Source organism: Novosphingobium aquimarinum, from assembly GCF_009746585.1.
Taxonomy (GTDB): domain Bacteria; phylum Pseudomonadota; class Alphaproteobacteria; order Sphingomonadales; family Sphingomonadaceae; genus Novosphingobium; species Novosphingobium aquimarinum.
Window position 1 is genome coordinate 1 of the sequence record NZ_WRPO01000038.1, and the last position, 12,233, is coordinate 12,233.

Sequence of the window (12,233 nt, forward strand, 5' to 3'; positions counted from 1 at the left end):
AAATTACACCAATGCCGGGGGGAGTGGCCCTCGGGCTACGCCCTCACGCCACTCCCCCCGGCATGTAACACGATGGCCTGGTTTTACGCCGCCGAATGGCCGACTTTTGCTCCGCCGTTGACACAAGGCTCCAGGCAAGCCGGTACAGAAATTGGGCACGATACGTCGTCACGAAATGCGGGAGCCCTGATGGAAGAAAAGGGGAATGGCCGGGAAACAGAGGCGCCGTGCGGCACCCCTGTCCCATTGCCGGGGCGGCTGCGAAGGTTCAGTTCTTCGTGCCACCGAACGCGGTGTTGTATTGGCGCCCGGAAGAGAAGTTCACGATGCCGGCCAACGCGGCTGCGTCTGCGCCGAAGAAGCGGCCCGAAACGATGCCACTCGACGCCACCGTGCCGCCCGACTGCGTCGCCGTTGCGCCAGTGCCCGCGAAGTTGGTGCCAGCGATCGTCGCTGTGCCGATGTTGACAGCATAGCCCGAACCGGAATTGGCGATGCTGCCGGTCAGCGTCCCCGACGTGCCCGACCCGAAGTTGGCTGTGAAGGTGCCGGTCAGCAGGCCCTTGTTGGCATAATCGCTGACGCCCTTGACGGAATAGGTCGCCGAACCGCTGGTCGGAACGGTGGTCGTGCCGCCATCATCACCCGCATAATAAACGGTGTGCGTACCGTCCCCGACACTCGACGTCTGCGACCATTCGCCGAAGTAGAGGTTGGCGCTGCCGACCTTGGCAAAATGAAAGACGCCAAGATTGCTGTGATCGGTAGGGACGCTGGTCCCGGCATTGATGGTGCTGACTCCATTGCCATCGGTCCCGACCGAGGATTGCAGGCCCTGGAAGTCGACGAGGTTGCTGAGCCCCGTGGCCGGGACCGCGATGCCTGGTCGTCCGGATACATGTGGCCCGCCGTTTACGGTACTGGTTCCGACGACGACTTCACCGGTATCGCTGGAGGCCCCATAGATGCCGGCCTGGGCAGTCCCGGCGAAGGATGCCGATGCGGCCAGCGCAATGGCAATCCGGTTGAGATTCGAGAGTTTCATGCTAGTTCTCCTACGTTCGAGTTGCCTGCGAGCAGGCGCTTGCACCCAGGGTTCGCCACCGCATCCATGTCTTCGTGAGGGATTGGGATGTGGCGGCGGCCCTGAATTTCCATGATCAGAACCGGCCGGTGAGGCTGAGGCGGACCGTGCGACCCGGAGCGGGATTGAGCGCGCGCGTCAGCGGATCGGCATAATATTTGTCGGTGAGGTTGGAGCCGACAAGTTCGGCGGAGAACCGCTCGTTCAGACGGAACTGCACATAAGCGTCGAGGGTCAGCGTCTCGCCCCAGGCATAAGGAACGTTGAGCGCATAGCCGTCGATCGGGTCGTCGCCACCAACCAGTTCGGCCAGCAACGGATTGTCATAGGCACTGTACCACGTCAGCCGCCCGCCGACTTCGAGCCGCCGTTGAAGGAAACGCCCGCCGACGGTCCAATTGACAGTGTCTTCCGGAGTTGCCTGGGTGAGCAGATAGCCGCCGAAAAAGCCATATTTGACGCAATCCGGTACTCGACCCGATCCGCTGTCCATCTGGACGGCGACGCTCTCGTCGCAGACCTTGTTGGTGGTCATGTGGCCCGCACCGATCTCGGTGAAGAACGTGCCATTGTCATAACGGGCCTGAAGTTCGAAGCCCGCGATGACCTGCTTGTCGATGTTGTTGAACATCAGCCGGGTCGTGCGTTCGATCACGTTGCGGGTGGTGTTGCGATACCAGGTCAGCTTGATGTCGGCGGCCTGATCGGCACCGTGCAAGCCGAACAGGTCTCGAAGATCCTGAATGTAAGCCGCTTCCCAGGAGTAGAGATGTTCCGGCTTCAAATCTTCGAGCGGGTTGAAGGACGCCGAAAAGCCGAGCGTGCTCTCGAACATGCTGGGGAAGCGATAGGCCTCGGCATATCGCAGATAGGCGCGGCTGCTGCCGCTCAGATAGACGGTGGCCGACGCCATCGGCGCCCAGCCATGGCCAGACTTGCGCTTGGATTCTGCGGGAGTGAAGGCCTCCTGATTGGGGAGCGCCTGACAAAAGCCATTGTAGTTCGCGAGACTGTCGACGAAGCCGTTGGCGCAGAGATTATCGGCGCGGCGGTAGTTGCCATTGGCATCCGCTTCCCAGGGCGATGGGTGATCGACCGTGAAAGGATAGGGATCGGCGGCATAGGCCTGGGCTTCGCTCGCCGCGAGCATGTCCGCGAGTTCAGATGGAAAGCCGAAACCTTCCCAGACCGCTTTCCGATAGGCCGTATAGGCGTCTACACTGGTTTCTTCCGTCTGGTAGGTGATCGTATAGCTGGTGGGAACATAGGCCGTGAACTGGTCGGCATTGCCCGCAGCGATCTGTTCGCGCAGGAAGTCGTCCACGGCCCAATAGCCGGAATAGGTGAGCCCCGCGTTGATCTTGAGGAAGCTCGCCGGCCGCCATTCGCCTTTCAGGTTGATCCGATATTCCTCACGCCGCCCCGCACGGGGATATTGGCGCCAGCCATCGAAAACGCCGTTCCATTCATCCATCGACCGCAATTTTTCATGTTGCCAATTGCCCTCCAGCAGCAAGTCGATCTGCGAAGACAGTTTCATCTGGTTGCTGGCAGAAAATCCGATTCGGTTGTTCTGCGAATTGGCAATGGCCGTGTTGCGTAGGATGGGATCGTCATAGGTGGCGTAGTTCGGAAAACCGCCGGCGCTGTAGGTGTGGCTGGCCGTGCGGGTCGCCCAAAGATTCGCCTTCAGGTCGATCCACCGGCTTTCCGGCTGCCATTTATATTCCGCATTATAGGCTTGGGCATGGACGCGGCTCAGCGGCCACTGGATTGCTCCGAAATCCTCGGCGGAAAGGATGCGCGAAGGCATGATCTCGCCATAGTCGGACTTGCTGTCGCGGAAACCGAACTGGAGATACTGGTCATCGGCGATATGCCAGGTGCCCTTGAACAACCAGGATTTGGTTTCAGACGAGGTATTGGGCACCTCGTTGCCCGGCTCATAGCTGAGCGCCATGCGCTGCATGTAGGTCGCGGCGGATTGCTCAAGGTCGTCCTGCGAATAATAGCCCGCGCCATTCTTCCCCGAGAAATAGTTGCCGCGCTTGCGCCAGGCATAGGCACCAAACAAGTCTATGTCGCCGACACGGCCCGCGACCGCCAAGCGCGCTGCCTTGTCGCCCATAGAGAGGAAATCATTGTCGTCCGCCGTGCGCAGATTTACGCGTAGCGAAGGGTCATTATAGGGCGAGGTCGGATAGCCCGCTGTTCCGGGAGAGCCGGGAAAGCCCTCCACGTCGCGATAATCCTGCCCCGTCAACAACGTCGGCAGGCGCGGCGAGGTGGAATTATTGCCCCCCTCCAGCTTCAGTTCGAAACCGAATGCTTGGCCCGGTTGTAATATGTCATCGGCATCGAGCGTGTTGATGACGACCGCGCCGCCGGTCGATCCGTTGATATCGCGCGTCGAGACCGGCCCTTTTAGTACCTGAACGCCAGCGATCAGGCTGGGATCGATATAGCTGCGGTTGCTCGCGCCATTATAGCCGCGCCAGACAGTCAGTGCCTGTTCGGTCCCGTCGATGATGACCGGCACGCGCCCCGGCCCCTGCGTGCCGCGAATGCTAGGATCGATCGCACCGCTGTTGCGCGCGTCGCCGCTGAAGACATTGACCATGCCCTTCAGGACGTCGGACGGTGTCACGCCCTTGTAGCGCTCGACTTCCTCTTTTCCCATGTAAGTGGAGGACAGGTCCTGATCGTATACGGCGTCCTTTTGTCGTTGGTCACGCTCCGCGCCGGTTTCGCCGGCCGGCACGGCACTACCCTCCACGCGCAGGGAACCCAGCGCGATCGTGTCGGACTCTGACGGGGCTGATGACGCGATTGATGCGGATTGCAAAGACACGATGTTGCCGTCGATCCGCGCAACAAGGCCGGTGGAGGCAAGCAGGCGGTCGAGTGCCTGCGAAGCACTCATCGTGCCTTTGACGCCTCGAGAGGAAAGCCCCCGGACCTGATCGGCGTCCATGCTGACTTGGAGACCAGATTGCCGGCCAAAATCCGCCAGTGCGTCCGCGACCGATTGCGGCGCGATATCGAACGAGCGCACTTCTTCAGCAACGGTTACCTGCGCTCGTGCAGCCATTGAGGTACTCAAGCCACCAACGGCGACCGAAGCGAGCAGCGCCCGCACCCAGAGCTGACGCCTCCCAAACTCCCGGAAAATACCCCCCGAATTCACCTGACCAATTCCTTCCGTCAAAGTTCGATGACTGACTATATTCGCTAATGCGAGTCAGTTGCATAAACTCAACGTTGGAGCGCCGATGAATTCCGGAAAAATCTGAAGAACAGAGAAAAAAGTGATGCCGCGCCTAGCGGACAGTCACGATCCGCAGCCACGGCGAGACATGGGAAACCGTGACTTTATGCGCTCGCGCCAGGGCCTTCAGCGCAAGATCGGGATCGCGCAGATCATAGATCCCGCTCACGTGCCGGTCACTCAGTCCCGGGCCTCCGGCGATGATATAGCCTTTGTACCAGGGACGAATACGATCTATCACATCGCCAACTGGCAGATCATTGACAATAGTGATCCCATCGCGCCAACTCGCCACGCGGTCGGGACGGACAGTGCCCCGTGTAACCACGGTTCCATCCGTCGACACTGACTGGCCCGCCACCAGTTCCACGCGATCCGATCGCATCCCGTCCGACGCAGTCACGGCGACACTACCGCGCTGAACGGCAACATCCGTACCGCTGTCCGTTTTGCGCACCGAGAAGGCCGTGCCGAGAACGGTGACGGTGTTGTCTCCGGCGATGACCTTGAATGGATGTGCTTCGTCGTGCGTGACGTCAAACCAGGCTTCGCCGCGAAGCAGTTTCAACCTGCGACCTGCGGCATCGTTCGAGAAGGCAATTGCCGTGGTGGGCGCCAGTTGCACCCTGCTCCCATCGTCAAGCGTCACCTGCCGGAGTTCCCCGGCCCCGGTGATCGCATCAGATTGAAAATGAAGCGCAACATAGGGCACTGCAATCCAAGCAAGGCAGGCGGCCGTGGCAAGCGAGGCGAGCGCACTAGCGGGACGGATGTTCCGGAACCAGGTGCATCTGGCCGATCCCGACGCTAGGGAGGATGTGATCTGAGGTGACGGCCCCGCAAGCACTATCAGGTCGGAGACCCTGGCAGTTTCCTCCCAAGCGGCGAGGTGAGCCGGACTGGTCGCGAGCCAATCCATGAATTCCGCGCGTAGTATATCGTCTTCCGGGGCATCCTCAAGTTGCACCAGCCACGCGGAGGCTTGGCGGCTGAGATCGCCGCTCCGGCTATGATTCTTGTCAGGCCCCGTTTTCATCCCCGCTTCCGCATGCCGTTCTGCACTGCCCCACTGACGAATGTTCTGAATGGCTTCATGCATTGAACGAACGGGACGCCAAGCATTCCGGAAAATTCAGCAGAAGGTCAATCACGGCGCCGCAGAGCCTTCTTGCAATGTTCGACGCCATCCATCACCAGTTCCTGTGCCAGGCTTTTTGAGATGCCGAGTTCAGCGGCGATCTCCACCAGTTTCATCTCCTCGAAACGGTGCATTTCGAAAGCTCGCCGGGTCCGAACGGGCAGTTGCGCCATGGCCTTGTGAAGCAGCGTCAGTTCGTCCTTCGCTTCCAAATGCTTCTGCTGAGAGGGTTCATCGCTCGCTACCAATGCGGCGGCGACGGTCGCATCCGGTGCGATGACCTGATTTTCGCGCGCCCGGCGCCTGTGCCGATCCAAAACAAGGTTATGGACGATGCGGAAAAGATAGCCTTTGGGTTCGTCAAACACGCGCGCTGTGGCCGCTGCACGGAAGCGCAGCCAGGCTTCCTGCACCACATCCTCGGCCTCGGTCGAATCCCCCGTAAGTCTTGCCGCGTAACGGAGAAGCTCCGCCTGAGCGGCGACGAAGACCTGGAGGGAATCCATTTTGGACACCCGCACCGGCTCCCCTTGTTTATCAATGACAACCAGCAAGATGCGTAGCACTTCAATTATTGCGAACCAATCGCAAAAATTCACTTTAGGGCGATCATGCCGTTTTGGAGGCTGTAAGGAAATTGGGGCGTGCCCCCCTGAACGGGCACGCCCCAAGCCTCCAAAACACGCCGCAAGCGGCATGCAGCCAGTCATATGGCGACTGGCCTAGCGGGCTTCCTGCGGGTTCGCCGCCATTCCCGCCGCCGCCCTTGATCCGCCCCACGCGGCGGCTTCTCCGACGGTCCCGGCGCTTTCGGGTCCCGGTCCCCATTGAACCAAATGTACTCAGTTCACCCCGGATGCATGGTCGAGCGAGGCCGCCTGGACGATTGATCGAAAGTTCTCGAGAAACTCCGGGTGCCGACTATCTAGGAAACGTTCGATCTCGGGTTTGGACAGCATGCGCTCCAGAAATCCTGAAGCGACAACCAGAACAAGCATGTCGTCGCCATATGACGTTTCCAGTTCCTTGTAGTCGGTGTTGAGTTCCGCCATTTCGCGTTCGAGTCGTTCCATCTGCTCGGGAGACAGGCCAGTCGCCATTGCGTGCCGTTCCGGCTTGTGAAGGTCGTCCGATTTCGTGGTCGCGAGAAGCGCTCTGGCGTAAGATGATGTGAAGTTGTTCGCCGAGATCATGAGTTCGGCGACTTCGAGCTGACGGATCGCCTTCATCTTGCGCAGCTTCTGAAACGCCACATGCCCGACCGGCTTGTCCTTGAGCAGTTCGGCCACGTCCCGGCTGATTCCATTGAGTAGGTGCCGACGCTGCCTGATGACTTTGGTGTCGACATCGAGAGCACGAGCGAGTTTTTCCTCCGAAACGCCACGCTCCAGAGCGCGGACGATCATGTAGTGCTCCTGGATCACCGCCAGCCGATTGACGCGCTTGTTGTAGGTGAAGGCCTCGTCGTCATGGGCAAGGATGCACGGGGCCTCGGTGGCATCGTGCGCTCGCAGCGCCATGAGCCTTACATGGCCATCGAGTATCAGATAGCTTCCGCCCTTCTGACGCGCGACCGAGAGCGGTTCGATCACTCCGATTTCGCCGACAGAAGCGGCGATGCGACGATATTTAACGCTCGCCTCAAGTCCTTTGGGTAGGCGTTTGGTCGGCAACAGCTGATCAAGCGGGACGGTAAAGACCCTCTGCTCGAACGCGACTTTGACGTGTCCGTTCATGGTGTTGGTATCTCGCCGATGCGGTCGGCCAGAGGTTCGGGCAGTGTGGTCAGTCCTTCGGCGCGCATCAGCGTGAGAAAGTGGTCGTCGGCAAGTAAGCGGCGCATCGCGTTGGTGACGAAGAGCAGTCTGCTGCGGGCCAGCGACGCGCGTTTAATCAGTAGCTTCTGGCGTTCGGTTTCGCGCTGGTATGATCGAATCAGGCTTTCGGAGCTGACTCGTCTAGTGCGTACATCCTTGCCCGAACCACGATGGACCTGTTTTCCGCTCGCCTTGCGTTGCTCGATGATCTGGCGAATCGCAAGGACCTGGTTCCCTGGCAGCTTGTTTTGCTCGTAGGCCTCGGCAAGCGCGTTCTGAACCTCGCTTTCCTTTGCCCTTGCGATTTCCATCGCAATTGAGTGCGGAATGGTGCCACGTTCTACGGCGTTGATGAGCTTCTCCTCGCCCCGCTGGAGGAGCACACAGATGGCAGCGATATAATCGACCGAGAAGCCGACCTTTTCGGCAATTTCTGTGTGGGAGTAGCCACGTTCGGCCAGGGCACCAATGCCATGGACGAGTTCGAGCGGACTGTGTTGGCGACGGGCAAGGTTCTCGACCAGGCTCATGACGAAGCAATCTTCCTCGCTTGCTTCGACGATGATTGCAGGGATTTCGGAAGCGCCCAGAGCGATGAACGCTTCGAGTCGCCCCTGACCGCAGACGAGGTCGTAGCGGTTCTTGCCCGGACGCTGACTGACGGTGATTGGCTTCTTGAGGCCCAGTGTTGCTATCGAGTCCACCAGTTCCTGGAAGACGCGCTTGTTGCGCGCACGGGGGTTGAGCACGGTGATGAGATCGATCGGCACTTGCCTGATTTCGGGGGTTTCGGCGCTCATGCCGCCCTCCCTAGAGAGGATCGGCGGGTCAGTTCGATGAAGGCATCGAGGCTGTCATAGCGAAAGGCGTCGAGCAGAATGCCGTTGTCCGGTGCCAGCCGGAGTTTTGGCGTCTGGCTGAGGTTGAGCCAAGGGAAGAGATAATAGTCCCGGATTGTCCGGTTATCGTCTTCCATCCGGACCGCGATGGTGAGGTCGGGGCGCAGGCCGCTGTCGAACCGAACCTTCCAGCGCAATCCGCCTGCCGGAGAAACGTGGCAGCGGGCGATCACAAGCGCTGCTGTGAACTCGTCATTGATGCGTAGCAGATCGGACAGGGGATCGCGCTCCACCGTGCCGCCTTGTGCTTCGATATCGCCGATAACGGAGTTGACGATATCAGGATGCATGACTCGCAGAGCCCGGTTGATCTCGATATAGCTGTAGTCGCGCGAAGGCGTGTAGCCGACAAGCTCATAGGCGCGGTTCAGACTTCCGAAGCGATGCCGGAAGGTCGAACTCGACGGCATGTCCTCAAGCTCGTCGATGACCATGCCCGAAAGCCAGCCCTTGTCCGCCAGCAGGCTGGACAGCCGTTCGAGCAATTCCTGATCAGTGAAACGCCGCGAGCGGGCCTGGATGATGCGCTGGGCCGCATCGAAGAAATCGCGCTCGACAATCGGCTCGAAAGCACCGTCCTGCCGAACCCACATATCGGGCGGATTGGCGACACGCTTCGCCTTAAGCTTGTAGGAAATGCGGTTGTAGACGTTGTTGCCGATATACTTCTCGTTGGTCAGGATCTGATGGACCGTCCCGCGAGTCCAGTTTCGGTCGAGATCGGTCTTCAGACCCTCTGCATTGAGGGTTTCGGCAATTTCATTTTCGCTGCGCTGCTGAACCACAAACATGCGGTAGAGGCGTCGGACAATCTCGATTTCCTCGGGCGGTCCCGGCTGCAGGATGACTCTGTCGGTCTGCAGGCTCTTGTGCTCGCCGCGCGCCAGTTCGGTTTTCACAACGCCATGCTCGTCAACCAGCACCCGGCGCAGGCCATAGCCGGCCGGTCCGCCTTGCCGGTAGCCGAGCCGGATGAGGCGGCACTGTCCGGTAAAGACCTTGGCAGAGAGTTCGCGGCTGTATTCGCCAGCCATCGCGCGCTTCATACTCTTGATGATCGTTGCGCTCAGGCTTCCGTCATTCTCAAATTGCTCTGCGCAATAGTGTACGGTGATTCCGCCCTCGCGGCAGATGAACTCGTAATAGGCGCTTTCGTCGGCATCCTGAAATCGGCCCCACCGACTTACGTCATAGACGAGTACGGCCTCGAAATCGGCATTGCCGGTGCGCACATCGTCTATAAGTTTCTGCAGCGCAAGACGGCCTTCGAGCTTCAGACCGCTCTTGCCCGAGTCTTCGTAGGTCCTGACGATCTCGAAGCCGCGCCGCGCTGCATATTGCGCGATGATTTCCGCTTGGTTCTCGGTGGAATATTTCTGGTGCTCCGTCGACATGCGCACATATTGCGCCGCCCGGATCAGCGGTCCTTCATGCGTTGCTTCAGTTCGTTCTTCGCTCGCCCGCATCGGTCCAGTGCTCTTCATGTCACCGAGAAATGACACCCTCTGACTCTGGAATGTATTATTTGGAGTTCGGGCGTATGTCGTTCACCGAGAAGGACCGAAAACTTCGGTCGAAATCCGGAAACAGTTTTCCTGAATTGTCACCTTCGTCATTGAGTGCAGCACTCGCGCTCGCATTGAAGGCGGAGTTTGGAGCCTTGGCGTCATCGGTCAAAACTGTCGCAAGACTGACAAATTCAAACGAGCGGGCAGTTCGGAACTGGTTTGAAGGCAAGAATAGCCCGAGTTCGGATAATCTCGTCGTGCTGATGCGCCATTCCGACCAGATCCTGAGGACAGTGCTCGAACTCGCCGACAGGCGCGATCTCGTCTTGGCGGTAGGGTTGTCCGGACTGCGCGCGCAACTTGTCGATGTGCTTGCTGCGATCGACAACGCTCAAGGCTAGGCCAGCCCAGAACGTGTTTGAAATTCGTGCATGTTGTTCGGACGCGATGAGTTGAAGGTCGCCCTGCTTGATTGGATCCATAATTCATCATATATGAACGATTGAGAGTTATTTATCGTCATATATGGATGATTGTTATGAGCTCGCCCAAATCAGGTAACGCCCTTAAGCGGCTTGGCAGAGATCTGCGCAGCGCGCGCTTGCGCAGAGGCATCTCTGTGGCTGATCTGGCCGTGCGCGCGGGCACTTCGCCAAGTACCATAGCCCGCCTGGAGAAAGGAGATCCTGGCGTCGGCATAGGCACGCTCAGTGACATTCTGGTGGTGTTTGGTCTTACCGACCGGCTGGCCGATCTGGTCGAAGTCCGCAAAGACGAACTTGGAATGGCGCTCGATGCCCAACGGTTGCCCCGCCGGGGCAAGTCGTCAGCTGGCACCCGGCGTGCCGGCTCGCGGAAAAACCAGTCTCTCGAGAACGAGAGTAACGACACCGATCAGAACGGCGTGGCATTCTGATGGCCGATTTTTCCGCACAGGTCGCGCTTGGCGAGAGCCTGACGCCGGTCGGACAATTGCGCTTCACGCAAACTGGGCCGCGTCAGTTTTCGACCTTTACCTACGATCAGGAATGGAGCGGCAATCCGCAAGCCTTCGCGATCGAGCCAGCACTGCCGCTCGAAGGAGGTCCGTTTCACACGTCCGGCAGACCGGGCCACATGCGCGACGCGCTGCCGGGTGTGTTCTCGGATGCCGCGCCGGATGACTGGGGGCGTCGCCTCCTCGAACGCGCTTATGGCAATGGCCTCTCCGAGTTCGAATATCTCACGCTAAGCGACGACATGTGCCGGCAGGGCGCCTTGCGCTTTCTCGATGCCGATGGAGAAATCATCAGGGGCAACGCGCCCGATGCCGTGCCGCGTTTGGTCGAACTCGAAAGCATCACGGCGATCGCCCGGGCCTATGAACAGGGCAAGGAAATCTCGGCGGAAGAGATGCAGGCGCTGGCCGGTGCAGGCGGATCAGGCGGTGCCCGGCCCAAGGCCAATGTTCGTGACGGGGACGCTCTCTGGATGGCCAAGTTCACTTCGGTTCACGACCAGCGGCCGATCGAGCGTGTCGAAGTTGCCACGCTCCGGCTCGCGCATGACTGCGGCATCCGCACACCAAATGTCAGGCTGGAGCTCGAAGATTCGCCCTTTCCAGTGGCGCTGATCGAACGTTTTGATCGGCGCGGAAGCGCGCGTATTCCTTATATCTCGGCGCGAACAGCGCTCGGCAAGACCGGAACCGATTACGGCTCGTACACTGAGATCATCGATTTCATGCGTGGCCATTCAGCAAATCCACAAGCGGATTTCGAGGAACTCTATCGGCGTCTCATTTTCACGATCCTGGTCTCGAACAAGGATGACCATCTCAAGAACCACGGTTTCGTCTATGTGGGGAACGGACAATGGCGGCTATCGCCGGTCTTCGACGTTAATCCGGCTCCCGACCGCAATCCGCATCTGGAAACGGCGATCATGGAAGGTGGAGCGCATGACCGATCGATCGACCTTGCGCTCGAAGCCGCCCCGTTCTTCGAGATAGCAGAAGAGGATACGCGCCAGACGATCCGGGAAATGGCGTACAAGATTGCCGACGGCTGGCGCGACGCACTGCGCGAGGTGGGCGTATCCGGCGCTCTGGCTAAGGATTATGAACCAGCCTTTGTACATGATCAATCCGATGCGGCGCTGACACTTTGATGCAGGACCGGCGGCGTGAATTCGGTGAACGCCCGTCAGGAAGGCAAGCTCCATGAAGAGGTTCCTACAACGATTGCTAAGAGACGACGCCGACAACGACAAGACGCGAAGACCAGAAGGGATGCGCCGTCTCGAAATCGAACCCTTCAGTCATGGCCTCGTGCGTATTCCGGCGCTCGACTTCTTTGGCCCCCATGCCGCGTCCTCGAATGGACAATATCATCTGATCTGGCAGGACCGAAATCCCGAAGTGTCAACGGCGGAGTAAAAGTCGTCCATTAGGCGGAGTAAAACCAGGCCACTTGATCCGGGTGTTGGCGAGCGCCGTGAGGGCGTAGCCCGAGCGGGGGTCGCCAACACCCGGATTGTCA

General features: G+C 59.4%; 11 protein-coding genes. 4 read left to right on the top strand and 7 right to left on the bottom strand.

Annotated features, from left to right (window positions below; genetic code table 11):
* Positions 1 to 268: 268 nt before the first annotated feature.
* The 7 genes from GQO94_RS20205 to GQO94_RS20235 all read right to left on the bottom strand — a co-directional run bounded on the left by GQO94_RS20205 (position 269) and on the right by GQO94_RS20235 (position 9,672).
* Positions 269 to 1,045 carry a Slam-dependent surface lipoprotein gene (locus tag GQO94_RS20205; RefSeq protein WP_156843188.1) on the bottom strand — a complete coding sequence of 259 codons (777 nt, stop codon included), beginning with the start codon at positions 1,043 to 1,045 and terminating at the stop codon, positions 269 to 271.
* Positions 1,046 to 1,160: 115 nt separating this feature from the next.
* A complete protein-coding gene (locus GQO94_RS20210; RefSeq protein WP_156843189.1) occupies positions 1,161 to 4,175 on the bottom strand; it encodes a TonB-dependent receptor in 3,015 nt (1,004 codons plus the stop codon).
* Between the two features lie 229 nt (positions 4,176 to 4,404).
* Positions 4,405 to 5,451, bottom strand: a complete 1,047-nt coding sequence (locus GQO94_RS20215) for a FecR family protein (RefSeq protein ID WP_232333057.1) — start codon at positions 5,449 to 5,451, stop codon at positions 4,405 to 4,407.
* A 44-nt stretch (positions 5,452 to 5,495) separates the two neighbouring features.
* Positions 5,496 to 6,044, bottom strand: a complete 549-nt coding sequence (locus GQO94_RS20220) for a sigma-70 family RNA polymerase sigma factor (RefSeq protein ID WP_232333058.1) — start codon at positions 6,042 to 6,044, stop codon at positions 5,496 to 5,498.
* Positions 6,045 to 6,332: 288 nt separating this feature from the next.
* Positions 6,333 to 7,226, bottom strand: a complete 894-nt coding sequence (locus tag GQO94_RS20225; protein WP_156843190.1) for a plasmid partitioning protein RepB C-terminal domain-containing protein — start codon at positions 7,224 to 7,226, stop codon at positions 6,333 to 6,335.
* Positions 7,223 to 8,107, bottom strand: a complete 885-nt coding sequence (locus tag GQO94_RS20230; RefSeq protein ID WP_156843191.1) for a plasmid partitioning protein RepB C-terminal domain-containing protein — start codon at positions 8,105 to 8,107, stop codon at positions 7,223 to 7,225. The genes GQO94_RS20225 and GQO94_RS20230 overlap by 4 nt, the downstream gene beginning before the upstream one ends.
* Positions 8,104 to 9,672 (bottom strand): recombinase family protein, encoded by a 1,569-nt coding sequence (locus GQO94_RS20235; protein ID WP_156843192.1) that lies wholly within the window; start codon positions 9,670 to 9,672, stop codon positions 8,104 to 8,106. Before GQO94_RS20235 ends, GQO94_RS20230 begins: the two co-directional genes overlap by 4 nt.
* 74 nt (positions 9,673 to 9,746) lie before the next feature.
* On the opposite strand from GQO94_RS20235, the gene GQO94_RS20240 reads away from it, so the two are divergent.
* The 4 genes from GQO94_RS20240 (at position 9,747) to GQO94_RS20255 (ending at position 12,130) form a co-directional block, all read left to right on the top strand.
* A complete protein-coding gene (locus tag GQO94_RS20240; protein ID WP_156843193.1) occupies positions 9,747 to 10,115 on the top strand; it encodes a hypothetical protein in 369 nt (122 codons plus the stop codon).
* Positions 10,116 to 10,252: 137 nt separating this feature from the next.
* The gene (locus tag GQO94_RS20245) at positions 10,253 to 10,630 is read left to right on the top strand and encodes a helix-turn-helix domain-containing protein (protein WP_156843194.1); all 378 of its coding nucleotides are present in this window, start codon (positions 10,253 to 10,255) and stop codon (positions 10,628 to 10,630) included.
* Complete coding sequence (locus tag GQO94_RS20250) at positions 10,630 to 11,862, top strand: type II toxin-antitoxin system HipA family toxin (RefSeq protein WP_156843195.1); 1,233 nt, start codon at positions 10,630 to 10,632, stop codon at positions 11,860 to 11,862. The genes GQO94_RS20245 and GQO94_RS20250 overlap by 1 nt, the downstream gene beginning before the upstream one ends.
* Before the next feature lie 121 nt (positions 11,863 to 11,983).
* A complete protein-coding gene (locus tag GQO94_RS20255; RefSeq protein ID WP_156843196.1) occupies positions 11,984 to 12,130 on the top strand; it encodes a hypothetical protein in 147 nt (48 codons plus the stop codon).
* Positions 12,131 to 12,233 lie beyond the last annotated feature (103 nt).

Excerpts from the sequence above, each read along its gene's own strand:
- GQO94_RS20205 (WP_156843188.1), bottom strand. The coding sequence starts at position 1,045 with ATGAAACTCTCGAATCTCAACCGGATTGCCATTGCGCTGGCCGCATCG.
- GQO94_RS20210 (WP_156843189.1), bottom strand. The coding sequence starts at position 4,175 with ATGGCTGCACGAGCGCAGGTAACCGTTGCTGAAGAAGTGCGCTCGTTC.
- GQO94_RS20215 (WP_232333057.1), bottom strand. The coding sequence starts at position 5,451 with ATGCATGAAGCCATTCAGAACATTCGTCAGTGGGGCAGTGCAGAACGG.
- GQO94_RS20225 (WP_156843190.1), bottom strand. The coding sequence starts at position 7,226 with ATGAACGGACACGTCAAAGTCGCGTTCGAGCAGAGGGTCTTTACCGTC.
- GQO94_RS20230 (WP_156843191.1), bottom strand. The coding sequence starts at position 8,107 with ATGAGCGCCGAAACCCCCGAAATCAGGCAAGTGCCGATCGATCTCATC.
- GQO94_RS20235 (WP_156843192.1), bottom strand. The coding sequence starts at position 9,672 with ATGCGGGCGAGCGAAGAACGAACTGAAGCAACGCATGAAGGACCGCTG.
- GQO94_RS20240 (WP_156843193.1), top strand. The coding sequence starts at position 9,747 with ATGTCGTTCACCGAGAAGGACCGAAAACTTCGGTCGAAATCCGGAAAC.
- GQO94_RS20245 (WP_156843194.1), top strand. The coding sequence starts at position 10,253 with ATGAGCTCGCCCAAATCAGGTAACGCCCTTAAGCGGCTTGGCAGAGAT.
- GQO94_RS20250 (WP_156843195.1), top strand. The coding sequence starts at position 10,630 with ATGGCCGATTTTTCCGCACAGGTCGCGCTTGGCGAGAGCCTGACGCCG.
- GQO94_RS20255 (WP_156843196.1), top strand. The coding sequence starts at position 11,984 with ATGCGCCGTCTCGAAATCGAACCCTTCAGTCATGGCCTCGTGCGTATT.